The following is a 25,761-nucleotide window of genomic DNA, read 5'->3' as shown; positions in this document are numbered from 1 at the left end:
CGTTTGCTATTTTTATATTGTGCTGAATCACGCATACCCGCCTCCCGAATTAATCGTACGTCAGGTTAAAGATCATGTGCGACTCCACCTCACCGGTACTGGTGGTCGGCGCATATTGATAGAAACGCGCATGCAGAGGCAGGGTGATGTATCGGGTTTCTTGCGTGCGCAGCGTACCGACGCTGTATTTCTTGTTGAATTCCAGCGGTACGCTCTCTTTCAGGACCTGGATACCAATCCCTTTCGCCAGCGAGGAGCCGGATTTTTCGTTCAGCAGCGCGCCCCGGCTCACCGTGGTGCCGGTGGCCAGCGTGCCGGAGAAAGAGGTCTGGATATTGGCGTATCCCGACTCGCTTAACCCGCCGCTGCACTGCAGCTCAATATTAAAATCCTTCCCGCCCGCGGTGGTGCCGACGCCGTTGAGATCGCTGCGCTTGATGGTACCGACATCGACGTTCATATTTTTGCCGCTCAGGATGGTACATGAGGGCGATACCACGGTGATAGCGTTGGCGCTCAGGCGGGTTTCGAGGATCGGGTTATTGCCGTTCTCCCAGTCGTAAGAGGTGTACTTACCTGCCGCCAGGGTTCCGCTGCCGGTCACGCTCGCGGTTTTAATCACCTCCAGCGTAAAGCGGGAGCCTTCCAGCGAGTAATTCGTGGTCCGGCTGACGTAGCTGGAGAACGTGTCAGGGTAGATAATATTGACCGTCGCCCCGCCGCGGCTGAACCGCAGGCCGATCCCGGGCACGTTGGTGGAATAAATTTTATTGCCCAGATCGGTCGCCCCGGGGACGACGATTTTGGCCACAAAGCGGTTAGTGCCGCTGCTGCAGCTATAGCTGGCCCCGCCCGGTGCCGACATGGTCCAGTCGCGGGACACGATCACCGCTCCTACCGGCAGATCCGGCGGAACCACCACCCGACCCACAACCATGTCGAGGCTAACCGTCGGCTGCGACAGGCGCGTACAGTACGCCCATGCCGACGTGGCCCCCATCGCCATTAAGCCAATAAAAAGCGTCAGTTGTTTCATTAGCGACATAGCGTTTCCTTTGTTTTTTCCTGACTTAATTCCACCGAGCACTGTCCACCGCTCCACTTAACCCTGGCCTTCGGCGCGCTGGCGTCGCTGATAAACATCATGCTGCCCTGGCCCACCACGCCGATCTCTTTCCCGGAGGGGTTGTAAATCGTGGCGGCGAACGGTAGCGGCAGCCCGTTTGCCTGACGCGCCTGCAGAGTGACGTTGCTCTGCAGCGTGGTATCGAAGGAGACCTTGACCACGCTGCCTTCCCACGGCACAACCTGCGCCACGGTACTGCCGAAGGCGACATCATCGTTGCTGCCTTTCGGGTCAATCTCAACGGCGTTAATCCGGTAAGGCCGCAGATACGGCAGAATGGCGTAGCCGTTGCTGTCGATACGGGTCCCCGGCGAACCAGGCAACATCGCGCCCGCGGCGTCTTTCGCTTCGATCAGCGCCATGGTGGTGCCGCTTTCCGGCGAGAATACGACGCCGTGCTGATGCGCGATTAGCGTCCCGCTGGCGCCCACGCCGCTCTGGCGATAGCCTTCGCCCTGGCTATAGCTGCCGTTCAGCGTCGTCCATGGGGTACGGTAGCTGCCGTTCAGCGCCACATCGTGCTGGCCGCCAGTGGAGGTGGTCGTCGACACGCCGTAGTTGAGGTTGTTTTCGCTATCCAGCGAACCGTTGACGCCAATCTGCGAGCTGGCGAAACGCGAATTATTAAACGAGGTATTCGACGTCAGGTTAGCAGTGCGGTTTTCACCGAACCACAGCGGGTAGCTAAAGTTGAGAGAAACGCGATCGTCGCGGCGGTGGCCAGAGCTATCCGGGGTATAGACGCGCTGGGCGCTGACCGACCACGAGATCCGACCGTACATGTTGTTGTAACTAAACTGATACTGCTTTTCCGTCCCCGAACGGTTCCAGTAATCCGCTACCCGACCGCTCAGGTAAAAGCCGCCCCAGCCGTCCGGCAGGTTCTGGTTGACGGTAAACGTCATCCCGTTTTTCTGCCGCCATACGGTGTAGTTACTGCTGTAGTTCTTCTCCTGATCGACAGCGTACAGAGCGTCGTTCAGGTTGTAGTAACCTTTGGTGGAGTAGCGATACGCCGCCAGCACGATGCTGGTCTGGGTTTCGGTAAACATGCGGTTAAAGGTGGCGCGATAGCTCTGGCCGTGCTCGTCGAGGGTATCGCTCTTCAGCCGCGAATGGGTGACGTCGAATGACAGCGCGCCGATGCCGGTATTCATCCCGGTCCCCAGCAGGAACGCCTGATAGTCATCAAATCCGGTGACGCCGGTATAGCCGGTGAACAGGTTATTGATACCGTGCTGCCAGGTTCCCTGGTAGAGCATCGGTTTATTACGCAGCGAACTATCGTCGACTTTACCGGCAGAGAGCGCATAGCGAGTCATCCCCGGACGCAGCAGCTGCGCCACCGAGGCGTAAGGCACGCTGAATACCTCGACCGAGCCATCGGCCTCTTTAACCGACACTTCAAGGTCGCTACCGTAGCCGGAAGGATACACATCCTGCAGGGTAAATGGCCCCGGCGGCACCGTGGTCTGATAGATAATATTGCTGCCCTGGCGCACCGTCACCAGAGCGTTGCTTTGCGCCACGCCGCGAATTTCAGGGGCGTAGGAGCGCATGCCGTCCGGGAACATATTGTCATCGGTCGCCAGATTTATCCCGCGCAGGCCGATGGTGTCAAAGAACTCGCCGTTGGTAAAAATCTGCCCGCCGCTGACTATCGAGTTAATCTGCGGGATAGGCCGCTGCAGGTAGGTCTGGTTGCTGTTCCAGTGCGCTTTCCCCTGCTGCTGCTGCCAGTTCAGGTTACCGATATGCTTGAGCAGCCAGCCGTCCCACGACAGGCCTGCGTTAACGCCAAGATACGCGCTGCTGTTATCGGAGCCGTTGGCCGAGGAGATATGGCTGTTCCAGGCGTTGGCCATCCAGCCTAAATTCAGCGCCGCAACGCCTTTATCCCAGAATTCCGGGCTGACAAAATTTTTCAGGCGCTGATCTTCGTAAATTTGCGGTACGGCAATATCCAGTCTCAGGGAGGACTGAATCAGCGTGTCTTTGACGTTGGCCTCGTTGCGCCACTCCTGCAGGCGTCCGCAGAAGCCCTCTTTTGCGCTGAGCTGCGGGTTAAACTTTTCCGGCGAGATCCCATATTGCATCAGCATCGCTTTGGTGTAGCAGACGCCCATTTTGCCATCTTTACCGGCGGTGATTTTCAGATCGTAGCGCCCTTTCCACTCGCCGTTAGTATACACATCAAGGGAGTAGACTCCTTCGCTAATCGCGCTGGTCGAGAAACGCGACAGGTCGACCTTTTCGCGACTGCCGACGATAAAACCATCGTTAAACTGATAGATCGTTCCCGGGTTTTCCTGTCCGCTGGAAAATGGCGGAAAGCAGCACAGCGCAACCGCGATAGCCGTGCTTAATCTTCCCGGGCAGATTGACCTCTGCTTCATGATCGTTTCCCTTATTTGACGGTAACTTTCTCTGCGACATCTGCGCCATAATCATTAATGTTGTTAACGGTCAGGATCTCACCTTTGCTCACTGCGGAAGAGAGGGCGATGGTCTGGCTGGACTGTGGGGCAAACATGACCGTTTTGCTGTTGAGCGCTTTGCCGCCGTTACGGGAGATACGGCTTACGGTGATATAAAAGGGCGTCGGGTTACTGACGGACAGGCTGCTGCCGTTAGCGGAGAGCGCCAGTTTTTCTGCCGAAGCGTCGCGATTGCCTAGTCCGGCTGGGCGATAAATAAACTTAAAGCGCGAACGAATCGCCAGCTGCAGAATATTTTGCCCTTCGTTTTTCTGGCTGGCCTCAACCGGCGGTATTTCCAGAAGGTTCAGCCACCACAGCGTCTCTTTATCTTTAGCCAGCCCTGCATTACTGCCGAGCTTAATACGCAGGGTTTGACCGCTTTTCGCATCAACGCGGGAAATAGGCGGCGTGATAATAAAGGGGGTCGTAATGGTATCCGGCGTCGCGTCGGCATTACCGTTATCCAGCCAGGCTTGCGCCAGCGCCGGACGGTCGGCGGTGTTAGAGAGCTGCACCGTTATTTCTTTTTCATTTCCTGGATAAATAAAGCGGGTACCGTTAACAATAATATTATTGGCATGGACCGCAAAACTAAAAATGAAACAGAAAAAAAGAGCAATACGTTTCATGCTGACCTCAGAATAAAAAAAATAAGCGGCAGCAGTGGCCGTTTTATTATTGTTGTATACCCTGAATAATTCGAATTGCATAAAGGCGGCAAGAGAGTAAATCCCCGGGGCTTACTCCAGTAAGTGACTGGGGTGAGCAAGCGTAGCAAACGCCTGTGCCATTCGAAGTATGACGGGTATAGACCGCCCCGACGCGAGGCGGCTTTATCTCTCAGACGATATTACTGATAAGTAATTTCGTAAGTCGCGTAGCTGTTAACCACACCGGTGGTAACCGTGGTCGGGGTGCTGGTCGCGTAGCCGACGTAGTAAGTGAAGCGCGCGCCATCCTGAACGGCAGAGGCATCACCGGCCGCTTTAGGCTGGGTGCTGTCGCCCGGGATGATTTTGTTGGTCAGCGCGGTGGCGTTGTCGGTGGAGAGAACCAGCTGGATATTCTGCGCGCCGGCGGCTTCGGTGTTAGCCAGGTAGCCCTGCTGTTTAGCGGTTGCGCCCGCCAGCAGGTTACCGCCGGTCCAGTTTACGCCCAGCTTGCTGACATCATCCTGTTTGGTGCCGTCAGCAGCCTGGCAGTCAGAAACATCGATGGTAAAAGATTTCGGTTTCAGATAGCTATCCGCCGCGGCAGCTTTAACTTCCGTTAAAGTCACCGGTGACAGATAAACGTTCGCATCGCTGCCCTGGCCGTTTACGGAAACAGTACAAGATACGTCGGTAACTTTACCGAAGAAATTAACCTGACCGCCGCCTACATTGGTATCAGCAGCATTTGCCGCAGCCATACCAAAAAACGCAGTTGCCATTGCAGCAGAGAGAAGAACCTTTTTCATTGCCATTTCCTTGTCAGAGTGAATTAAGTATCAATGAGCAAACAGTTAATACGCACAAAAGTCAGAAGCGATTTGCGATGCTCACTTGTGCAACTGTTAATAGAAACTTCGACTGACCGGAGGCCGCAATATTTAAGGCGTCAGGAACGAATTCAATGAAAGAATTCGTCGAGGCTGCCGGCGTCAAAGAATGCTATTTTTCGCTGACAATATACATATGTTCACAAACTGTTAATCAATGTAACAAATAGGACGCAATTATTAATTATGTTGGATTGATAGCAAGAAACGAAGCCATTGTTATTTACATTGAACAGTAGCGCCCTTACAGGGCGAGCGTCACCGCTTCGCGGTTCCGGGGCTTTGCATGCCCTGAACCCCGTTTTATACTCTGCAGCATGTATATTCCACGCCCCGCAAAATTGCTCTTCACCGTCGATGACGGCTGGAATTCGTTTCTCGGAAAATTCAGTGACCGCGTCACTCCCTGGACCCGCCTCTGCGTAGAACGCATGCTCGCCTGCGGCACCACGACCATGGGCGTACGCCGCTTCTGCTGTGCATCACCGGACTGCACCCATTCCCGCTTTTTCTGCCAGAGCTGCAAATCAAAGGCCTGCAGCTCCTGCGGCTTCAAAGCCACTGAGCAGTGGGTAGCCCGGCAGAGTCATATCCTTCCCGACTGCGACTGGCAGCACATTACCTTTAAGCGCCTTTCCGGTGTCCGTACACACCGCCAGCGCCAGCACCGCGATGGCCAGTCCGCCCACGGACTGCAGCGCATCCCCGGGATTCATCAGCAGCACCATCACCGCCCACAGAACGGCGTAGCCCACCCGCTCCGTGATGTTCTCCGCCCGGCACACCCGCCAGCTGTTTATCAGCATGAACACCGCGGCAATGCCGTAGCTCGCCGCCGACAGCGGCAGCCATGCCACCACCAGTGCCACCGCCAGCAGCATGTCGTTGCGCGTGCGCAGGCTGAACCAGCGTATCGCCTGACCGGTCACCGCAAAGGCGAACAGGATATTCCCCTGCCACCACGGAAATCCCAGCAGCAGAAACGGCCCCTGCGCCACCACCGCCCACCACCACAGACTGTTCAGCTGCGACTGCCGGATGTCGCCGTGCCGGGCCAGATTCATCCCCCACACCAGACCGAACAGCGGAAAACATCCCCGCCCCAGCAGGCGCATCACCTCATTATCTCCGACCAGCAGCAGGCCGGCATGGTCGATGACCATCAGCACCAGTGCCACCGTTTTTATCATGTCAGTCTGCCCCGGTGTCGGGGTCAGTATCTGCTGCAGCCGCCGGTCGGCCGCCATCATCCACGTAGTCTGCGTTTTTGTTCTCACCGAATCAGTCCTTCTGCTGTGTGTTGATATCCGCGCGGCGGCGGGGTGCCCGGCTGACCGCCGGGGAGACGGCCGCTGCTGACAGGCCGCAGGCGCGTCAGTCGCCCCCGAGGGTTTTCTCCCGCTGCAGGTCGCGCACCATCTCGCGCTCCGTCTGCTGCAGCCGCTCGCGCTGAAGGTGCTCTGAGGCCACCTGCTGCACCGCCGTCTCCTGCCGGCGGGTGAGCGGGTCATCCGGGAGCGTGATGTTTCTGTCCGGTGTCTTCTGACCGTCCAGCCCCCGGACCACGTCGCCGATAACCTCCCGGATTGTCCCGGCCTGCTCATCTGTTTCGCGTCCCTCGCCGGCCATCTCCTTCGCGGTCTGCGCCGCCTGCTTCTCCGTCGCCTGCCGCTGTGCCTCTTCCGCCGCCCGCTGCGCCAGCACCTCCGCCGGCAGCGGCAGCTCACCTGTGGCCCCCGCCGGAGGCTGTGCGGTGTGGTCAGCCCACACCCGCCCGCCGGTGAGGCTGCCGGGGTTCCACGGCCGGTCCTCGCCGGCAAGCCGCACCACCACCCCGCTGTCCGGATGGTCGCGGGCCACCCTGACGCCGTCCTGCATCCCGTCCGCCAGCAGGCTTTCGCCGTTGCGGCTGCCCTGCAGCGCCACAAAGCGCGCCTCGTCATTGCCCAGCATGCGCCCTTCACCCCCGATACCCTGCAGCCTGCCCGTCCGCGCGGGTGAGCGGACTCAGCCACACCCCGGCCGCTTTACCGTTTTTATCAAACGCCGGCAGCGCCACATGCGGCTGCGGGTACTTTTTACCGGGCGCGATAAACTTCCCGGTCGGGCTGCCCTGCGCCAGACCGGCCTGCTGCAGCGCGGCGCGCCCGGCAGCGGTGTCGGTCAGCGGCCGGGCCTGACGCAGCAGCTGCTCCGCCACCCTCACCGCCCGGTCATTGCGCGGAGCCAGAATGTCGTGGGCGGTGGCCTGCGGTGTTGAGTTTGTCACGGCGGTGGTCCAGCCCTCCCGGCTGTCGGTGTACACCTGCACATGCTGTTTCATCCGCGAGAGCGCCACATACGCCGACTCAAAGCCCACCATCTGTTTTCTTCCCTGCTCCACCCCCTCCAGCGCGATGGCAAACGGCTCGCTGGCCCCCTGCGCGCCGTGGGCGGTGATGGCGTAGGCCAGGTCGATATGCCGCTGGGCATTGTCCTTAGCGGGGCTGAGCGTGCGGGTGCTGCGTCCGTCCGACAGGGTGACACTGTCACCTGACACCGATTTCACCGCCCACACGCTGTTGGCCACATACCCGCGCTCAGCATCGCTTTTACTGAAACGCATCCGGTCGTCCGCAGAGACCGTGATGGTCTCCTCCCGGTACAGGGTGACGCCCTCCGCTGAGGCCTCACGCGGCGAGAGCAGCCGCTGATGCCCCTCGCCGTCCCGCAGGGTGACAAGCTGGTTTTCCTTATCGACGGCCACCACCCGGTGATACACGTTATCCAGCAGCGCCACCGCATCCTTATGGGCCGCCCATGTGGCGGTTTTGCGCAGCTCCCCGTCGCGGATGTTGGCCGTGACCAGTACCGGCAGGGTGACCGACTCCCTGCCCGTCTCACCGTTACGCTGCCGCTCATCGTGGATGAGACTGTTCAGCGCCCGGCGGTCGGCATTCAGGTGGGTGATAATCAGCGTCCGGTCCTGCGCTTCCGGGGTGCGTCCGGTGTAGTCCTTCACGATGGCGTCATAGAGCGAGACCGGTTTGCCGTCAGGCAGCAACTGCCCCTTATCCGATGCCGTCTGTATCGCTTTCTCTTTTTCCGCGCCGAATTCCACCACGGAGCCCTCCGGCACCCATGCCCCGTCGCGTCGCGGCACCTGAACCGGCGAGACCTGCTCAATCGTGGTCAGCGCCCCGTGGATATCCCCCCATGTCAGGGTAGTTGTCGCCTCTGACAGAAAAATTTCCGGGGGCCGGAGAGGACAATAATGAACACTTATTCACCTGAGCGTAAAGCCGCTCTGATCGCCAGAATGATGCCGCCACATAATCAACCGGTCGTTCAGTTAGCCCGTTCTGAGGGGATCCCGGCCAATACGCTTTATGCCTGGCGTACTCAGGCTGGCGTTCGTGTAGCGGAAAGTCAGTCAACGCCAGAATGGTCGCAGGACGCCCGCTTTGCCGTTCTCGTTGAAACCGCACCGCTTTCTGCTCATGCTGTGGCTGAATACTGTCGCCGTAAAGGTCTTTATCCTGAGCAAATTCAGCAGTGGAGGGACGAATTTATGCAGCCCGGTCAGCGTGAAGAAAGAGCCTTGATTAAAAAGCAGAAAAAAGAAATTCAGCAACTTAACCGTGAAATAGCCCGCAAGGACAAGGCGCTGGCTGAAGCCGCGGCGCTGCTCATTCTGGAAAAAAAGCTGAAGGCGTTCTTCGCCGAAGAACGCGAGGACGAATGACACCCGCGGCCGACAGATTACAGCTGATGTCCATGGTGCAGGAAGCCCTTGATGCCGGCGCCCGGCAGCACGCAGCCTGTCAGTGTGTGGGTATCAGCGAACGGACTCGCCAGCGCTGGCAACGCAGTCTCTGATGACCGGCGTCCCGCTGCCCCCCGGCCGGTGCCGAAGAACAGGCTCAGCGCTGAAGAGGAGCAGCTGGTGCTGGCTGTCTGTCATGAACCCCGGTTCGCCAGTCTGCCACCGGCACAAATCGTCCCGGTGCTGGCCGATGAAGGTCGTTACATCGCCAGTGAATCGACGTTTTACCGGGTACTGCGGCGTTACGGCGAAGTCAGTCACCGGGGACGTCAGCAGGCTCCACAAAGCAGGCCGCTGTCGACCTGGAAGGCAACAGCGCCGAACCAGGTCTGGTCGTGGGACATCACGTGGCTGAAGTCGCTGACGGCGGGCCACTGGTTCTACCCGCAGAAGTCGCAACCCTGCTCCGCATACCAGTGCTCCACCGTCACGCCGTAGCGCTCGCTCAGTGCGGCCATCACCGCTTCCGCCGGGGGTGCCCACGGGGTGTCGAAATCCACCGACAGCCAGTCCGCACCACCGTCACAGACCGTCAGGTCATATCCGCACGGCCATTTGGTGCCATAACGTTCCACGTACCAGCTGTAACCGGACGGCACCCCGTCCAGCAGACGCCCGTTAAAGCCGTTGATTTCCACATCCAGACGCGACGGCAGCACCATCATCAGGTCAAGGGGCTGCGCCTTCAGACCCGGCAGTCCGTCACAGACCGCATCCCACCACGCCTGCACGGAAGTGGCGGAGAAACTTCCGTACCCGTCGTGGCGCTGTCCGGTAAACATGGCCGCGATGCACTCCTGCTGCGCATCCGTCAGGTCATCCCGGCGCCGGTCGCGCAGGCCGCCAGCCAGCCACAGGGCATGCAGGTCGTCGCACGCCGCATCCGTCAGCGCCGTACCCGCCTGCAGGTGCTCCAGCCACTGCGTGAAGGCGCGGTTCTCCGGGGTGTCATCACCCGGCCCTGTAGCTGTCAGCCCCGGATATGGCAGATACGCCATCACTTCCGTGGTTTTCAGCATGCCCGCGCAGCCCGCCAGAAACAGCTGCACGCCCTGCGCCGCCGCGCGCGCGTATGACGCATAACGTCCGCCTTCCGTCAGCACCCTGACCTGCTCAATGTCTTCGCTGCGCCCCGTCACGCACAGCCTGTTTGCACACCAGTTCGGCATAATCACTCCCCGGTTAATGGGTTTCCGGCTCCTGCGCCGTGACGACACCGCAGCCGGGCCGCGAGCGGACCGGGCAACGGGCGAAGGAGGAAGCCGCATGCGCCGCCGGAGCGGACTGAATGTCCCGCGCACGGCGGGGAACGGGTGACGACAGAGGTGAAACGCACCCTTGACCGGGAAGCGCCCCGGCTAACGTGAAGTCACGGCGCAGCCCACAGGCGGTGACGGTTTACCCTCCGGCGCGTCAGCGCCACCCCGGCGACAGGCGAAGCCGGTACGCCGGCCACAGCGGCGCGCAGCGACAGCCTTTTCTCACGTCGCCGGCAAACAGAATCCACCCGGGTATCAGGCACCTGTCCGCAGGCATCCGGGCGGGACTTGCAACAGGGGAGTAAATTTCCGATACTGTATATACATGGGTCTTCCCCGATCATGGTGGGAAAGCTCAGAACGCCATATTCAGCTTCCCGTAGTGGAACATTACTCCCAGCTTAAAGCGCTCTCGGTTGCGGTATCCCCTGGCTTTTATTCTCAGTAATCTGATCTTGCTGTTCAGCGCCTCCGCGTTTCCGTTTGAGACTCCATGCCGCATGGCATTCAGGATGCCGTACAGCCTTTTCCCTATCGTCTTAGCCGCGTTCTTCATCAGGGGAACATCACTGTTAGCCGCCAGCGCCAGCCATCTCTGCCAGTCATTCCGTCTTTCCTCGCTCCAGGGGCTGTTCCAGATGTCCTTTGCCAGCTCTTTCAGCGCCCAACATTGGCTCGTCAGCTTCATCTGTGCGCGCAGCCATACCAGCTTCTCCTGCCTGGATTCCGTCATCCACTTATCGCTGTACTGCCACAGGAAGCGCGTCCCCTTTGCCTGACGACGACTTTCAACAGGGAGGTGCGGATGTTCATTCTGGCGGGTTTTATCAACCACTTCGCCCAGTTGTTTGGCCACATGGAAGCGATCGAAGGCGATTTTCTCGACCGCATTGGGTAAATGGATACGCGCTGCTCTTATATAGCCCGCATTCATGTCCATCGAGAGTGTTTTGACGGCCAGCAACTGACTGTCAGTGAGCGAACGGAGATAGCTGGCAAGACTCTCTGTGCCACGATCATCGGTTAATGCCAGCGCCCGTCCGTCGCGATCAGATACCACGGTTATATACCTATGCCCTTTTTTAAAGGCGACTTCGTCTACATTCATATGACGCGCTGATAAAGGCTTTTTAATCCGGGACAGGCCGCGCTTAACCGCGCGCGTCATAATGCCGTCAACGGCATTCCAGCTAAGTTTAAGTTGTTTCCTGACCGCATCAACGGTGCTGATTTTTAGCCATGAGAGCACGAACGATTCGAACAGCAGCGTGTACCGACTGCCGGGACCTGCCCACGGTACAGGCAGAGTCTGGCAGCCATGCTCCGGGCACATAACGCGGGGAACATCGGCTTCTACTAATGTCATGAACTGGCAGGTATCAAGATGGCGCCATTTACGATGTCGGTGATCGTGAACAGAACAGGATTTCCTGCAGGTCGGACAGGTTAACTGAGTATTTTCAGCGATGCCGACTGTAACAGTAACGAAACCTGCCTTTTCATCGAGGATAAGGGATTTAACCTGCCATGGAGCAGTCAGGTTAAGGATATGGGCATAGAGAGATTTTTCGTCCATATAATTTCACTCTGATGCTTACTTCAAACTGATATTATTATTTTTTGCCCACTTTCTTAATCTTCCATTAGCGTTGGCGTAAGGCGAAGATGTGTTAAATGAGATCATTCTCCCCATCGTCCATTTTGTGTACCATGGTCTTCCATACAAAATATCATCGGTACGATCATCAATAAGGTTCACAATCTCTTTTTTTACAGTCTGAAGTTCAGCCACTAACAATCCATAACTTAACTTACTGTAATCTGAGTAAAATTTTTGAGCAAGAAGACCAAGCTGATTCCATTTATAGCCAGTTTCTGGAAAATCGACAGGCAGACCTTTAGCATCAGAAGTGATCCACTTTACAACAAGAGCATTCCATCCAAGCAGATACGAAACGAGATCACGAACACTCATCTCCGTTCCTTTGGCGTGTCCATCCATTGATTTATCTGAAGTAATTTCTGGTGGGATTGCGTTGAGGTAACTAATTAATTTACTAAAATTTTTATCAATAGCTAAAAGCAGTTCAGCTTTTGTTTGCGGCACACTCATAAGAATTCCCTCTCATGTAAAAAGAGACACCATAAAGGCACTGTGTGGTGTTTGAAAATCAATCAATTATGTACCACCCACCACAACAGGGGAAGACCCATATACATACAGTCATTTGTGGTAATGATGTGAGGTATTGATGAAACGCCACGCCACCCCGGAAGAAACCCCTGCCCTGACCCTGCTGCGCCCGGCCGACCGAAGTCCTGAGCTGGCCATCCCGCTGTTCGCTGACACCTGCGCCGCCGGCTTTCCCTCGCCGGCCGCTGATTACGTGGAGGATGAGCTGGACCTGAACGCCCTCTGCATCCGCCGCCGGGCCTCGACCTTCTTCGTGCGCGCCAGCGGCAGCAGCATGGAAGGTCTGGGCCTGTATGACGGCGACGTGATGGTGGTTGACCGGGCAGAGACGCCCTCTGAGGGGGATATCGTGATTGCGGAAGTCGACGGGGCCTTCACCGTCAAACGTCTGCAGCTGCTGCCCCGCCCTGCCCTGCTGCCGATGAATCCGGCGTATCCGGTTATTTACCCGGCTGAACTGCAGCTGCTCGGCGTGGTGACGTGGTTTTTTCACAGCACGCGGGCGAGGACATGACGATGGCGCTGACCATGTTCGGACTGGCGGACGTCAACAGCTTCTATGCCAGTCTGTGAGGCCCTGTTTCGCCCGGATTTACGCGGTAAACCGGTGGTGGTGCTCAGTAACAATGACGGCTGTGTGATTGCAAGAAGTGCCGCAGCGAAGGTTCTGGGCATAAAAATGGGGGTGCCGTGGTTTCAGATAAAGGACACCCCTTTCCCGGAGAAGGTGCATATCTTCAGTTCGAACTACGGGCTGTATCATTCGATGTCGCAGCGCGTGATGTCTGCCCTTGAGGAAATGACGCCGAAGGTCGAGCAGTACAGCATCGACGAGATGTTTCTGGAGCTGACCGGGATTGACGGCTGCGAGGATTTTGAGCACTTCGGCCGCCGGCTGCGGGACCATGTCCTGCGTATCACCGGTCTCACCGTGGGCGTCGGCATGGGTCCCACGAAGACGCTCGCCAAATCCGCGCAGTGGGCATCCAGGGAGTGGCCGCAGTTCCGGGGCGTGCTGGCGCTGACGCCCGGCAACCCGAAACGCACGGAAGCCCTGCTGGCCCGGCAGCCGGTGGAGGAAATCTGGGGTGTGGGCCGGAAAATCGGCAAAAAGCTGAACACAATGGGGATTGAGACCGCCCTGCAGACTGGCGCGCACCCATCCGGCGTTTATCCGTAAAAACTTCACCGTGGTGCTGGAGCGGACCGTGCGGGAGCTCAACGGCGAGTCCTGTATTCCGCTTGAAGAGCTGCCGCCGTCAAAACAGCAGATAGTCTGCTCCCGCAGCTTTGGCGAACGCATCACCACGAAGAGCGCCATGCAGCAGGCCCTGTGCCAGTATGCCGCCCGGGCGGCAGAGAAACTGCGTGGCGAACGGCAGTTCTGCCGCCACATCAGCGTGTTCATCCGCACCTCTCCTCACGCGGTGAATGAGGCTTTCTACGGCAACAGCGCCGGCGAAAAGCTGACGCTGCCCACGCAGGACACCCGGGATATTCTCGCTGTAGCCATGCGTTCACTGGACCGTATCTGGCAGGAAGGACACCGTTACATGAAGGCCGGCGTGATGCTCGATGACTTCACCCCGAACGGCGTCAGCCAGCTGAACCTGTTCAGTGAAGACCGCCCGCGACCGGACAGCGCCCGGCTGATGAAGGTGCTGGACGGCATCAACCAGTCCGGGCTCGGGAAAGTGTGGTTTGCGGGTCAGGGTGTGGATACCGGCTGGCAGATGAAAAGAGAGATGCTTTCGCCTGCATATACAACCCGGTGGAACGAACTGCCGATTGCCGTCATAAAATGAGCTACCATCGTAGATTTCGCATGCGAAATCTTTTTATTTATTCACGTCGATGCAGCTGAATAATAGCCTGAGAAAGACGGTAGTGCTGCTTTGCCCACCGGCCGTAATTATTAACGAACTCATACTGACGTTCAGCTGCACCATCACGGTAATACAGTACATGGATAATCCCATGTAGCTGAAGATAGCTGGCTACCGTGGTTACATTATTGCGAACGAAGCGCGTGTGGCTCTGAAACGTATCAAGATCAACTCCGTCCTGTCCGACATCAAGTGCATCAAGAATAAAAGCGATTAACGCTGAAGCGATAGAACGTCTGCCAGAACCTGCGATACAAGCTTCAAGATCTTGAAAGGTCATCTGGATTTCCTGTTGGAACGGTAGTGGGCATCCTCTTCGATTGCAGCCACGAACCATCCGGTAGCAGTTTTCCTGTCTATGCTCTCTGGCAAGGAAGCGACAAGCCGCTCAAGCGAAAGTGTACGATTAGCTCTGAATATCAGCGCCGTCATTCCACACCAGTCCTGGTTACTTTCTGGCTTCCAGCCGATGTAGAGCATCAACGTTAACGCCGTCTGAGCCGCCCACAACGGAGTTTCATCCGGGGTTGAGGTCCATGAGAGTATCGCCGCTCCGGGTACGGGTCTGCTTCTTGTAATGTATCCAAGATTGATAGCCGCCTCTGTTAATGCAACTGCAGTTTCGGATTGGGTTCCGGGATTTCGCTGCGCCCAGAGGCGGACAATTTTGCCACGGAATGCCGTGGCCATTTCGGTGAACGGGGTTGATTTCATAACAGAGACTGCAACCCCTTGACGCGTAGCTCAGAAGCTTCAACTGAAATCTCACCAATTTCCAGTTTCACCCACACATAACCATCTTCTTCTGGCGCGTGGTCAGTCATTATTACCCCTTGCTGACCTTCTATCTCGACAACAACCTGCCAGATTTTTACACCTGAATTGTTATCCAAAGACTTAGCTGGCTTTTTGTTCTGAGCCTTAGATTTCGCATGCGAAATCTCACCTTTTCTTTTATTCTTAACTTCATCAAGAACAGCTTTAACCTGCGCGCGTGAAATACCATACTCCCTCGCAGCCACGATAAGCCTCTCGGCATCTTCGGGAGACTTTTCATTTACTTGGATCAGCGTGTAAGCCAGATCAATATCAGATGTGACTTTATCCCGAAGAAGGGCGGTGACATTTTCCGGTGCATCAATGAGACGAAGGTGTTTACTCACAAATGAGGTAGGTTTACCCATCGTTTTTGCGATCTGCTCACCCGTCATATTGAACTGATGCTTGAGTTCATAGAACGACTTTGCCGTCGCTAATGGTTTCAAACCAGACTGCTGAAGGTTTTCAATAAGCTGACCGAGGATGCGTTCTTTTCTTTCACGCGGTGGTTTTCCAACATAAATATCAATATGGGTATCACCCCGTTTGCGAGCAGTACGAACACGCGTTTCGCCTAACCATATCTGGTATCCACGTCTGTCGCGAGGATAACAACGAGGAGGGGTCAGCATCCCTATAGTTTCGAAAGTATCAGACATACCATCGATAACCTCTTCCTCGAAGTCTTCTTCAGGTCGCACTTGTTCTTCAGCATAAACCAGATTTATATCGACGCGGATTATCTGTCCATCAGGTTCGATATCCGGGCGGGCGATATCTGCCATAATCTGGTGCGCTGCTATATCATGGCTCTGTTCATCTGGCTGTTTATTTGTAATGACATGTTCAATATCAGAGACAACAGCAGCATTTTTTTTCATTTCCTGCTGCGCCTGGAGCCGTTTCATAAACGGTTTCTTGGCCATTACTTACCTCCTGCGAGCAGAATAATTTTCTGGGTAAGTTCTTTATACTGGATTGCTGGTAGGCACTTAGGGTCATATTCATCAAAGGAGAGACCAAGCTCGATCGCTTCTTTTGCTGCTGCAGGTACGAAGGAAATATAGGCGAGAATGTATTCTTCGGAATAGCCTTTTTCCTGAAGGATCTCGATGAGAAGATTCAGGTTCAGTGTATCAATAGGCCCCAGATATCCTTCTTTAAGCGTCTTTCTATAATTTTTCACCTGTGTCTGGGTCACATAAGTCCCCATGAACTGCAGCGAAGGATTATAGTTCCGCTTAATTTTCTGCATATAAGTAAGCTGTTTACCAACGGCATTACGGGACTGCTTCTCTAACAGGGTAGGGATCAGAAGGTAATCAGATGACATATGCGCTGCGATCATAACGTTTGAATATGATGGTGCTGAATCTGCAATAATAAAATCAAACTGTTTCTTCAGTTCTTCAATACGGTCTCTGAAGTCGAACATGCAGTCGCTATTGCGATAGTTAATTTCATTAAGCTCACTAGTAGCACCAATAAAGAAGCGCCCACCAGGAAGCTCAATAGGTCGAACCTCAGTGTCCGGAAAGAACAGCTGATATGTATTCGCCTCCCCGGGTGTAAAACTGTTACTTAAAGGTTCTCGTTCTATCTCATAAGGTAAGTTGTCGGGGAAAGCTCTCTCCGTCAGACCGGTTGTCCAGTCCATATCAATTTCAAGCACACGGAAACCTGCTTTACGAAGATCATGTGCAATTTCACTGGATGACTGCGATTTAACAATTCCGCCCTTCTGGCTACATACAACGATAAGTTTGCCGACAGGTCCAATTTTCAGTGTCATGTAACAAGTCCTTAACATTTCGCATGCGAAATGTTTGAGAAGAGGCGGCACGGCGTGAGAGAGTATTTCAGAAATGAGGTGAGCTTGCGGTATTTCATACACACTCCTGTGAGTCAGGCGTTTCGCCAGATGCAGAAGCAGCTATCTGCGACTGCGTTTGTTGTCGTGCTTTAGTGACAAAACAAACAGTATACAGAGAAATATTAGAATATCAATAATGATACGCAATAGATTTCGCATACGAAATCACAATTTAGTTACTACGCGAATTCAGATAATAAGTGCAACGGGCGGATTCAAGTTCGAAGTGCAACGCTAAGCCGCCTTTCTTAACTCTGCAAAGACCACTGAAGGCTGCCGGAATTCGAGGCATTTTCGTGGCCTGCTGTTCTGTGCTCCCTGGTACTTGCGGAGCTCATCATCCGTCACTGCTGTCAGGTCAGTTCCTTTGGGGATAAACTGCCTCAACAGCCCATTGGTATTCTCATTCAGCCCACGTTCCCACGAAGCATAGAGGTGAGCGAAGTAGGTTTCCGTTTCCAGGGCCGCTGCGATCTCTTTGTGCTGAGTAAACTCCCCGCCATTGTCGAACGTGATGGTATGGCAGACATCTTTGTAGCCGCTCAGCATCGAGATAATGGCTGTGGCCACTTCGGCTGAATCTTTCGAAAACACCTTTTTCGTCAGATAAATACGGCTTTTACGCTCGACCAGCGTCACGATGGCTCCGGTGCCTTGTTTACCCGGAACCAGATCCGCTTCCCGGTCACCCGGTCGGGTACGAGCATCAACAACGGCCGGTCTCTGCTCGATGGATACGGCGTCAGGTATCGGACTTCGCTTTTTACCATAGCCTTTGCGATAGCGGCGTTTACCCTGCCGGAGGAGCCTGTATAGTTCGCCGCCACTGGCTTTATCAGCCTGAACATGCTGGTAAATCCACTCGTGACTAACCGGCATGCCGATGATACGGCCAACGGCGCTGATCTGTTCCGGACTCCACAGCCAGTTTAGCGCAGCCTCAACAAAGAAGACCGTATCCTCGTGCATCCTGCGTTTGCCGGCCCCTTTACGGCGGCAGGTACTGAGCTTCTGTGCTGCCGCTGGCTGGTAGCCATCTACAGAACGATTACGACGCAGTTCCCGCGAGACCGTTGATTTGCTCACGCCTGAGCGGCGGGCAATCTCTGCCTGACTCACTTTATCTTCACACAACAGGGCTATCTGGTATCGTAACCCTTCGGTTAGCTGCTGATATTTCATAGTGACTCGCTCATCTTTGGTCGGAAGAGCAGGATAGCTTATCGGCAGCTAACCGTCCCTCCATCCACATGACCGAGCGTTGCACTTATTATCTGAATTCGCGCAGCTGGGACCCGCGGGCATCATCAATAATGTTCGTGGTAACCCGGACCGGCTACAGCACTCCACTGGTTTGCCGAATCCAGACATGTCATCGTGATAAGTCAGCGACTAAAATCAATACGCATTAAAAAATACAAGCTCAGCTCAGTCAGTTAATAGTTCATCCTTACATTTATTTACATAAATTCACTTTATGCATACATTCCAGCTATGTGATAGTGAAAAAGCACTTTATGTTTAAATTTATAAGAGGGATTTTTATGTCAAATATCAGAGAATTGAGTTTTGACGAGATTGCGTTAGTCAGTGGCGGAAATGGAAACGGTAATTATGGTGACGGGCCTCGTGGTAATGGTTCTGGACCCCGCAACTCACTGGGAAGAAATGCACCTACACATATTTACAGTGACCCGAGCACAGTTAAGTGTGGTAATGCTGTCTTTAGTGGAATGGTTGGTGGTGCCATCAAAGGTGGTGTTGTAGGAATGGCCAGAGGAACTATTGGTGGAGCAGTTGACGGCCAGTGTCTCTCCGGTGGAGGAAATGGCAACGGAGGTGGAAATAAAGCTGGTTCCAGTCATTGTTCAGGAAGTAACGTCGGTGGTACTTGTAGTCGATAAGTAAGTATCAACGGAGGATACTACAATGGTTGTTAAAATATTGTCTTTCATATTAAGTTTATTACTGGGTTTTGCGCTACTAAGTGGTTCCTCCATTATTGATTTATCCTGGTTTTCGTTACCTGAGGGTTTTTCAAAAATAGTAATTACCTTGCTCACCTTATTTTCCACTGCTAAATTTACAGATATAGTTTTAGCAAAAATAACCACCTTCATAAAGTGACGCCTTGTAATGGATGAACGCTCAAGTCAGTTTGTATATAGCAAACACAGCGCTATTATTTTCCTGGTAGTGGTTGTTACATCAACTTTTGTAACATTATCACCAGCCGTTACGCAGTATTATGTTGGGCTGGATATTGCATTTTCAATTGTGTTCATTGCAGAGATTTTAATTTCAACTTTTGTTTATTTATTTTATCTGAGGAGATTTTTTGAGTGTAGAATAAAAATAGAAGCGGATTCTGCCACGCTTAAATTCTCAGTCATCTCACTTCTTGTAATTCTTTTGATTCAGTTAGCTGTTTACTGCTACAGAGACTATTTATATAATTACGAACCATCACAGATAAACTGGATAACAATTTTAGTAATGACACTGGTCGTACCCTATTATGAAGAGATCGTCTACAGAGCTTGTGCCTTCGGGGTTGCATGCTCAATTTACAGAAAGAATCTGATCATTCCTAGTGTGGTAACATCTTTGTTTTTTTGCCTAATGCATGGACAGTATTATAATGTTCTGGATCAGATAATCCTTTTTGTTATATCAATGTTGTTATTTGGGCTTAGAATAAAAAGCAGATCTCTTTTTTATCCTATGTTAATACATTTATGTATGAATGCTTTCGTTATATTATTAAACATTCAAAATATTTTATAACCATGAGTATATTCAGGGGGGAAGCATTAAAACATCACAGTGATAACGAGTATGGAGATATTGTCTTACCCGCTTCATTTGGCATTTCAGTATGCGCCATTGCTACATTATTCATATTTCTGAGCGTCGCATTATTCGTTTATTATGGTAGTTATACCCGCAAGGCTCATCTTACAGGTATCGTGATGCCTTCATCAGGACTGGTAAAAATCACACCGCAATATGCCGGATACGTCACCCGACAGGGTGTTTCAGAAGGTCAGCACGTAGCCGCCGGTGAGCCTCTCTACCATATCAGCGGCGAGCATTACAACGGACAGGGCACAGGTACGCTGGCTGCCATGAGCATGTCCCTGAAGACTCAGTATGCCATGCTGTCTTCTCAGCAGGCTCTGGAATTGCGTGACAACAGTCAGCAGCAGCAGGCCATAAAACAGCGAATTGCCTCCCTGAAACCACAGATTAGAAGTGCGGAGCAGCGCCTGTCGCTTGCCGGGCATCAGGCTTTGCTGGTCGTGTCCGTCATGGAGCGCTATAAAAAGCTAGCTGGCACGCATTACATATCAGATATCGAATACAAGCAAAAGCAAATTGATGTTTCTACGGCACAGCAAAACGTTGAGGATCAGCGTCAGGGTCTTCTGCAGCTACACACTGCAATTGAGGCCGCTGAAGACGACCTTAATCATCTCATCGTTCAGGGGGAAAGCCGGAAAGCTGAGCTGGACAGGCAGTTGCAGGAGATCTGGCAACAGCAGGACGAACTGGCCGGACAGGAGAACTTTACGCTGACGTCACCGGTATCCGGAACCGTTGCTGCCGTGCTGGTCAGACAGGGACAGTCTGTCAGAGCATCTGAACCAGTCATGACTCTTGTACCTGATAATTCTCGTCTGCAGATAGAACTCTATGCAACCAGTCAGAACGCCGGTTTTATTCAACCGGGGCAGCGTGTTGCACTACGGTTCGCTGCCTTCCCCTTTCAGAAGTTTGGCGTTCAGTACGGCACTATCTGTGAGATAAGTCGTACTACGCTGACCCCTTCTGATTTACTCTCCGTATCCCCTGTGACCTGGAAGGAGAATGAAGGGCACTACCGCGTCATCGTCGAACCTGAGAGTCCCTTTATTCTGGCTTATGGAAAAAAAGAACCCCTGCGACCCGGCATGACCCTTGAGGGGGATGTCAGCCTGGATACCCGCCATTTGTGGGAGTGGCTGACCGAGCCACTCTGGAGCCTGAAAGGAAAACTGTAATGGATAAACTTAAATGGACCGGGAGAAAACAGCTTCCCCTCATCCGACAGACAGAGTCAGCGGAATGTGGTCTGGCGTGTCTGGTCATGATGGCATGCTGGCATGGTCTGCAAACGGACTTACCCACACTGCGCGAACGTTTCAGTATCAGTACTCAGGGGATGACCCTGCAGAGACTGATTGAATGTGCGGCTGGTATCCGGTTGTCCTCCCGGGCAGTCCGGCTGGAGCCTGAAGACCTGAGCTCCCTTTCTCTCCCATGCATCCTTCACTGGAACATGAATCATTTCGTCGTACTCCATAAAGTTCGCGGGAGCAGGCTGGTCATTCACGATCCGGACAAGGGAAAAGTATCATTATCCCTGCAGGATGCAGGAAAACATTTCACTGGTGTCGCGCTGGAACTGACGCCAGCCAGTGATTTTACCGCCCGGGATGAAAGAAAAAAAATCCATCTGTCCCAGCTGACAGGTAAGACCCCGGGTCTGTTGCCGTCAATGTTGCGAATTATCGTTTTTGCTCTGGCACTGGAAATCCTGACACTGGGAAGCCCGCTTCTCAATCAATTGGTGATTGATGAAGTACTGGTTGCCGCTGACCGGAGTTTATTGACCGTCATTATTATTGCGTTGTTGCTGCTGTCACTGACCCAGATGTTGCTGTCACTGACCAGCCAGTGGGCCAGTATTAATCTGTCCGTCAATTTTAACATGCAGTGGACAGCACGGGTTTTCCATCATCTGGTTCATCTCCCTCTGTCCTGGTTTGATGCACGAAGTCAGGGAAGTATCAATGCCCGTTTTGAGGCAGTGGATACCATCCAGCAGGCGCTGACCACTCAGGTTCTGGAAGGTATTCTGGATGTGTTACTCGTGCTGACTGCACTTTGCATGATGCTGCTGTACAGTCCGGAAATGACGCTGATAGCCGTACTTGCAGCCATTATCTACGGTGTGCTGAGGGCTTTGTGGTATCCCTCCCTTCGACAGTCAGCAGAAGATGCCTGGGATGCAGGTGCCAGGGAATCCGGACATTTTCTTGAAACCCTCAATGGGATCCTGAGCCTGAGAATTAACGGCGTGACAGCGCATCGTGAAGCCGCCTGGCTGAACCTTAACGTCGCGCGCAGAAATACGCAGTTGCGACAGAGCCGTCTGCTGATGTGCTATGACATTGCTCACACCCTTACCGGCAGCGTGGTATCGGCAATCATTTTGTGGAAAGGCGCCGGGGAAGTATTGAATGGCACCTTCACTGTCGGTATGTTGGTTGCTTATTTGTCCTACCAGATGCGTTTTTCATCCAGTATCAGTAGCCTGACCGATAAGTTTTTTTCGTGGCGTATGCTTGATGTCTACAACGAACGTCTGGCTGATATTGTACTTACCCCGACGGAAGGCCATCAACAACGGTCTTTTCGTGAGCACAACGACACTTTGCTCTTTCCTTCTGTATTCCGGAGCGAGATGGCTGAAGATGCTCCTTCTCCGCTTTTCCTTGAGTGCATTACATTCAGCCACAAAGGTGGGAATACCCCGATAATCCGCGGGGTGTCGTTGACACTCCATCCCGGAGAAGTGATCGCTGTCACAGGTAAATCCGGATGTGGTAAATCGACGCTGGTGAAGCTTATCCTTGGTATCCACATCCCTGATGAAGGCAAGATCAGAACATTTGGTATACTGCATACGCACCCGGATTATATTCAGGTTCGTCAGCGGATCGGTACCGTACTGCAGGATGACCATCTTTTCAGAGGTTCTGTTGCCGATAACATTATTTTTTTCAGTGAAGACCGCAATTTTGAACGAATGATCCAGTGCGCCAGACTGGCATTTATCGACAACGATATTATGGCAATGCCGATGGGATATCAGACGCTGATAGGTGAAACCGGCGGAGGGCTTTCCGGAGGGCAAAAACAACGTATTCTGCTGGCAAGGGCGTTGTACAAGAAACCGGGATTTCTTTTACTGGATGAAGCGACCAGCCACCTTGATGTTGAGAGCGAAATTCGTATAAGCCAGACATTACGTCAGTTGGGGCTTCCTGTCCTGCTGATAGCCCATCGTCCGGAAACCATAAAATCTGCAGATCGTGTTCTGTATCTGGCAGACGGATTCTTTACGGAGCTGGAGCACAAGCACACCATCGATGATGCCGATCTAGGTTGTGATCTTACTGATGACAGGCAGTTCAAAAATCAACCTTAACGAATGGAAGGTAAGCGCCCCGGCAACGACGTCTGTCGACGTACCTTTAATCCGGTGATGATAGAGTCCACTTAATTTTTAAATGGACTCTATCACAAATGACCCAACCGACAGTCCCACGCCAGCGGGCTACCTACTCCATGCCGTTCAAACTCGACCTGGTTCAGCGATCACTGCAACCCGGTGCCTGCGTGGCACGGCTTGCCCGCCAGAACGGGATTAATGACAACCTGCTGTTCACCTGGCGTCAGCGCTATCGTCATCTGGTTGATGAGCCATCTGATACACCCCCAGCACCGGCCATTATCAGTGACGATATCGTTCCTGTTGTGACCACCGAATACTCACGACCCGCGCTGCCCGAGCTCCCGGCAGCATCAGCGCAAAGCCTGCCACCGGATGCCGGGCAATGCTGTGAGGTCAGTATCGGCCGTGCACGCCTGAAGCTGTCCGGCAACCTCACCCCGGCCATGCTGTCGGCTCTGGTTCGCGAACTGAAGAGAGGTGGCTGATGATATCCCTTCCTGCGGGTTCCCGCATCTGGCTGGTGACGGGCGTTACCGACATGAGAAACGGCTTCAACGGCCTGGCCTCCCGCGTGCAGAATGTCCTCAACGAGGACCCATTCAGCGGCCACCTGTTCATCTTCCGGGGGCGCCGTGGTGATATGGTAAAGCTACTGTGGTCCGATGAGGATGGTCTGTGCCTGTTCATCAAACGTCTTGAGCGTGGACACTTCGTCTGGCCCGCTGTCAGCGACGGGAAGATCCATCTGACCCCGGCGCAACTGGCTATGCTGCTGGAAGGCCTCAACTGGAAACATCCACAGTCATCACAACGTCCTGGCCTGCGGGTGTAACCTGTTGTAATGTCGGGTGTATGAAAAATGAACTCCCTGACGATATCGACCAGTTAAAAGCCATGCTGCGTAAACAGCGGGCGATGCTGAACGACCAGCAGACCCGGTTGCGCCAGTATGCAGGCCAGGTGGCGGGTTATGAGCAGGAAATCAACCGCCTGAAAGCACAGCTGGATAAACTACGGCGAATGCTGTTCGGTCAGAGTTCGGAAAAGAGCCGTAATAAGCTGGAAAACAAAATCCGCCAGGCAGAGAAACGGTTGTCAGAGCTGGAAAGCCGACTGGAGGCGGCAAAAACCTGCCTGAATGGCAACGAGCCGGTACCGGATATACCAGCAGATAGTGTTGTCGTGTCGCAAACGACGCCAGAAAAACCCACCCGCCACACCGCCCGAAAACCGCTGCCAGCCGACCTGCCTCGGGAAACACAGACCTTACTGCCAGCGACCAGCGTCTGCCTGTCATGTGGTGGAGAGTCGAAGGTGATGGGAGAAACTCTCTCTGAGCAACTGGAGATCATCAAAACCGCCTTTAAAATCATCGAAACGGTCCGACCGAAGCTGGCGTGCAGCCGGTGCGACGTTATCGTGCAGGCCCCGCTCCCGGCAAAGCCGGTAGAAGGCAGTCGTGTGGGCAGCAGCCTGCTGGCCCGCATCCTGGTCGGAAAATATGTGGAGCATACGCCGCTGTACCGGCAGACAGAAATCTACGCCCGTCATGGACTGGCGCTGAGCCGTAACACGATGGTCCGCTGGGTCGCGATGATGGGCAACCGGCTTCGTCCGCTGCATGAGGCGCTCAACCAGTACGTTATGCAGGCTGGCAAGGTGCACACTGATGACACGCCGGTCAGGGTGCTGGAGCCCGGGAGTGGTAAAACGCGAACCGGTCGGCTGTGGGTCTACGTCCGGGATGACCGTAACGCCGGGGTGCCAGAACCGCCGGCAGTCTGGTTCTCGTACTCAGCGGACCGTAAGGGGGAACATCCTCAGCGACATCTCTCAGGGTACAGAGGCGTGCTTCAGGCAGATGCGTACGGTGCTTACGACACGCTGTATGAGTCCGGGCACATCAGAGAAGCAGCGTGCATGGCGCATGCCAGAAGGAAAATCCACGATGAGCATGTTCGACGCCCGACAGAAATGACGAATGAAGCGCTGAACCGTATAGGTGCGTTGTATGCCATCGAGGCGGAAATACGCGGCAGCCCGGCCGGGAAACGGCTGCAGATAAGAAAAGCACGGTCGGTTCCGCTGATGACATCGCTGCACGAGTGGATAGAGGCGCAAATGACGACGCTGTCGGTTCACGCGGAGACGGCGAAGGCGTTCGCGTACATACTGAAACAGTGGCACGCCCTGAATGAGTACTGCCGTAACGGTCAGGTGGAAATCGACAATAACATCGGAGAAAACGCGCTGCGCGCGGTGGCGGTTGGCAGAAAGAACTACCTGTTCTTCGGCTCTGACAACGGGGGTGAGGCAGCAGCCATCATCTACAGCCTGCTTGGCACCTGCAAACTGAACGGTGTGGAGCCGGAAGGTTGGTTGTGCGAGGTGATAAGCAAGATCAACGACTGGCCTTCAAACCGGGTACATGAGCTGCTGCCCTGGAACCTATCCTCCGTAAAATAATCCTTACGCCACGTTCATTATGGGGCGCTT

25 protein-coding genes and 3 pseudogenes are annotated in these 25,761 nt (G+C 54.2%); 13 read left to right on the top strand and 15 right to left on the bottom strand.

Annotated features, from left to right (window positions below):
• Positions 1-49: 49 nt before the first annotated feature.
• The 4 genes from ABOC21_RS06500 to mrkA form a co-directional block, all read right to left on the bottom strand.
• Positions 50-1,045, bottom strand: coding sequence for a fimbrial protein (locus tag ABOC21_RS06500; protein ID WP_426812661.1), 996 nt, complete (start codon positions 1,043-1,045; stop codon positions 50-52).
• Complete coding sequence (locus tag ABOC21_RS06495; protein ID WP_426812660.1) at positions 1,036-3,522, bottom strand: fimbria/pilus outer membrane usher protein; 2,487 nt, start codon at positions 3,520-3,522, stop codon at positions 1,036-1,038. The genes ABOC21_RS06500 and ABOC21_RS06495 overlap by 10 nt, the downstream gene beginning before the upstream one ends.
• A gap of 11 nt (positions 3,523-3,533) precedes the next feature.
• On the bottom strand, positions 3,534-4,235 hold the full coding sequence (locus ABOC21_RS06490) for a fimbrial biogenesis chaperone (RefSeq protein WP_426812659.1): 702 nt from the start codon (positions 4,233-4,235) through the stop codon (positions 3,534-3,536).
• A gap of 221 nt (positions 4,236-4,456) precedes the next feature.
• Positions 4,457-5,065 carry a type 3 fimbria major subunit MrkA gene (gene mrkA, locus ABOC21_RS06485; protein ID WP_426812658.1) on the bottom strand — a complete coding sequence of 203 codons (609 nt, stop codon included), beginning with the start codon at positions 5,063-5,065 and terminating at the stop codon, positions 4,457-4,459.
• A 398-nt stretch (positions 5,066-5,463) separates the two neighbouring features.
• Between mrkA and ABOC21_RS06480 the strand changes: the two are divergent.
• Positions 5,464-5,772, top strand: a pseudogene (locus ABOC21_RS06480) (transposase zinc-binding domain-containing protein); the annotation flags it as partial.
• Here ABOC21_RS06480 and traX read toward each other — a convergent pair.
• Complete coding sequence (gene traX / locus ABOC21_RS06475) at positions 5,674-6,396, bottom strand: type-F conjugative transfer system pilin acetylase TraX (protein ID WP_426812667.1); 723 nt, start codon at positions 6,394-6,396, stop codon at positions 5,674-5,676. The pseudogene ABOC21_RS06480 and the gene traX sit on opposite strands and share 99 nt — an antisense overlap.
• 124 nt (positions 6,397-6,520) lie before the next feature.
• Positions 6,521-8,369 (bottom strand): annotated as a pseudogene (locus ABOC21_RS06470) (conjugative transfer relaxase/helicase TraI domain-containing protein); the annotation flags it as partial.
• A 30-nt stretch (positions 8,370-8,399) separates the two neighbouring features.
• Between ABOC21_RS06470 and ABOC21_RS06465 the strand changes: the two are divergent.
• The 3 genes from ABOC21_RS06465 to ABOC21_RS06455 are packed head-to-tail and all read left to right on the top strand — an operon-like array spanning position 8,400 to position 9,389.
• A complete protein-coding gene (locus ABOC21_RS06465; protein ID WP_426812608.1) occupies positions 8,400-8,870 on the top strand; it encodes a transposase in 471 nt (156 codons plus the stop codon).
• Positions 8,867-9,004 (top strand): hypothetical protein, encoded by a 138-nt coding sequence (locus tag ABOC21_RS06460; RefSeq protein WP_426812672.1) that lies wholly within the window; start codon positions 8,867-8,869, stop codon positions 9,002-9,004. Before ABOC21_RS06465 ends, ABOC21_RS06460 begins: the two co-directional genes overlap by 4 nt.
• Positions 8,955-9,389, top strand: coding sequence for a helix-turn-helix domain-containing protein (locus ABOC21_RS06455; RefSeq protein ID WP_426812657.1), 435 nt, complete (start codon positions 8,955-8,957; stop codon positions 9,387-9,389). Before ABOC21_RS06460 ends, ABOC21_RS06455 begins: the two co-directional genes overlap by 50 nt.
• Here ABOC21_RS06455 and ABOC21_RS06450 read toward each other — a convergent pair.
• From ABOC21_RS06450 to ABOC21_RS06440, 3 genes are all read right to left on the bottom strand, one after another.
• A complete protein-coding gene (locus ABOC21_RS06450) occupies positions 9,332-10,120 on the bottom strand; it encodes a DUF1281 domain-containing protein (RefSeq protein WP_426812656.1) in 789 nt (262 codons plus the stop codon). The two genes, ABOC21_RS06455 and ABOC21_RS06450, sit on opposite strands and share 58 nt — an antisense overlap.
• Positions 10,121-10,565: 445 nt before the next feature.
• On the bottom strand, positions 10,566-11,786 hold the full coding sequence (locus ABOC21_RS06445) for an ISL3 family transposase (RefSeq protein ID WP_426811960.1): 1,221 nt from the start codon (positions 11,784-11,786) through the stop codon (positions 10,566-10,568).
• An 18-nt stretch (positions 11,787-11,804) separates the two neighbouring features.
• A complete protein-coding gene (locus ABOC21_RS06440; protein WP_426811961.1) occupies positions 11,805-12,323 on the bottom strand; it encodes a ClbS/DfsB family four-helix bundle protein in 519 nt (172 codons plus the stop codon).
• Positions 12,324-12,462: 139 nt separating this feature from the next.
• On the opposite strand from ABOC21_RS06440, the gene umuD reads away from it, so the two are divergent.
• Positions 12,463-12,918 carry a translesion error-prone DNA polymerase V autoproteolytic subunit gene (gene umuD, locus ABOC21_RS06435; protein ID WP_426812655.1) on the top strand — a complete coding sequence of 152 codons (456 nt, stop codon included), beginning with the start codon at positions 12,463-12,465 and terminating at the stop codon, positions 12,916-12,918.
• A gap of 14 nt (positions 12,919-12,932) precedes the next feature.
• A pseudogene (umuC, locus tag ABOC21_RS06430) lies at positions 12,933-14,209 on the top strand (translesion error-prone DNA polymerase V subunit UmuC).
• Between the two features lie 37 nt (positions 14,210-14,246).
• Here umuC and ABOC21_RS06425 read toward each other — a convergent pair.
• The 5 genes from ABOC21_RS06425 to ABOC21_RS06405 form a co-directional block, all read right to left on the bottom strand.
• Positions 14,247-14,570: a hypothetical protein gene (locus ABOC21_RS06425; protein ID WP_426812654.1), complete on the bottom strand. Its 324-nt coding sequence runs from the start codon at positions 14,568-14,570 to the stop codon at positions 14,247-14,249.
• A complete protein-coding gene (locus ABOC21_RS06420) occupies positions 14,567-15,004 on the bottom strand; it encodes a hypothetical protein (protein ID WP_426812653.1) in 438 nt (145 codons plus the stop codon). Before ABOC21_RS06420 ends, ABOC21_RS06425 begins: the two co-directional genes overlap by 4 nt.
• A complete protein-coding gene (locus ABOC21_RS06415) occupies positions 15,001-16,035 on the bottom strand; it encodes a ParB/RepB/Spo0J family partition protein (RefSeq protein WP_426812652.1) in 1,035 nt (344 codons plus the stop codon). Before ABOC21_RS06415 ends, ABOC21_RS06420 begins: the two co-directional genes overlap by 4 nt.
• Positions 16,035-16,901: a ParA family protein gene (locus ABOC21_RS06410; RefSeq protein ID WP_426812651.1), complete on the bottom strand. Its 867-nt coding sequence runs from the start codon at positions 16,899-16,901 to the stop codon at positions 16,035-16,037. Before ABOC21_RS06410 ends, ABOC21_RS06415 begins: the two co-directional genes overlap by 1 nt.
• Positions 16,902-17,216: 315 nt before the next feature.
• Positions 17,217-18,164 carry an IS30 family transposase gene (locus ABOC21_RS06405; protein WP_426812650.1) on the bottom strand — a complete coding sequence of 316 codons (948 nt, stop codon included), beginning with the start codon at positions 18,162-18,164 and terminating at the stop codon, positions 17,217-17,219.
• A 320-nt stretch (positions 18,165-18,484) separates the two neighbouring features.
• Between ABOC21_RS06405 and ABOC21_RS06400 the strand changes: the two genes are divergently transcribed.
• Entirely contained in the window at positions 18,485-18,886 is a 402-nt protein-coding gene (locus ABOC21_RS06400; RefSeq protein WP_426812649.1) for a hypothetical protein, read from the top strand.
• On the opposite strand, the gene ABOC21_RS06395 is transcribed toward ABOC21_RS06400, so the two are convergent.
• A complete protein-coding gene (locus ABOC21_RS06395) occupies positions 18,851-19,102 on the bottom strand; it encodes a hypothetical protein (RefSeq protein ID WP_426812648.1) in 252 nt (83 codons plus the stop codon). The genes ABOC21_RS06400 and ABOC21_RS06395 overlap by 36 nt on opposite strands.
• A gap of 16 nt (positions 19,103-19,118) precedes the next feature.
• Here ABOC21_RS06395 and ABOC21_RS06390 point away from each other — a divergent pair, with 16 nt between their 5' ends.
• The 6 genes from ABOC21_RS06390 to tnpC all read left to right on the top strand — a co-directional run bounded on the left by ABOC21_RS06390 (position 19,119) and on the right by tnpC (position 25,731).
• On the top strand, positions 19,119-19,769 hold the full coding sequence (locus ABOC21_RS06390; RefSeq protein WP_426812647.1) for a CPBP family intramembrane glutamic endopeptidase: 651 nt from the start codon (positions 19,119-19,121) through the stop codon (positions 19,767-19,769).
• 2 nt (positions 19,770-19,771) lie between these two features.
• The gene (locus tag ABOC21_RS06385; RefSeq protein WP_426812666.1) at positions 19,772-21,025 is read left to right on the top strand and encodes an HlyD family secretion protein; all 1,254 of its coding nucleotides are present in this window, start codon (positions 19,772-19,774) and stop codon (positions 21,023-21,025) included.
• Positions 21,025-23,238: a peptidase domain-containing ABC transporter gene (locus ABOC21_RS06380; protein WP_426812646.1), complete on the top strand. Its 2,214-nt coding sequence runs from the start codon at positions 21,025-21,027 to the stop codon at positions 23,236-23,238. Before ABOC21_RS06385 ends, ABOC21_RS06380 begins: the two co-directional genes overlap by 1 nt.
• Positions 23,239-23,336: 98 nt before the next feature.
• Positions 23,337-23,750, top strand: coding sequence for a transposase (locus tag ABOC21_RS06375; protein WP_426811791.1), 414 nt, complete (start codon positions 23,337-23,339; stop codon positions 23,748-23,750).
• Positions 23,750-24,097, top strand: a complete 348-nt coding sequence (tnpB, locus tag ABOC21_RS06370) for an IS66 family insertion sequence element accessory protein TnpB (RefSeq protein WP_426811792.1) — start codon at positions 23,750-23,752, stop codon at positions 24,095-24,097. The genes ABOC21_RS06375 and tnpB overlap by 1 nt, the downstream gene beginning before the upstream one ends.
• 20 nt (positions 24,098-24,117) lie before the next feature.
• Positions 24,118-25,731, top strand: coding sequence for an IS66 family transposase (gene tnpC / locus ABOC21_RS06365; protein ID WP_426812645.1), 1,614 nt, complete (start codon positions 24,118-24,120; stop codon positions 25,729-25,731).
• Positions 25,732-25,761 lie beyond the last annotated feature (30 nt).

The sequence above is a fragment of the Klebsiella sp. WOUb02 genome (genome assembly GCF_050058015.1).
In the GTDB taxonomy this organism is placed as follows: domain Bacteria; phylum Pseudomonadota; class Gammaproteobacteria; order Enterobacterales; family Enterobacteriaceae; genus Klebsiella.
Note: the sequence above shows the minus strand (reverse complement) of the source record. Positions and strands in the feature narration are given on the sequence as shown.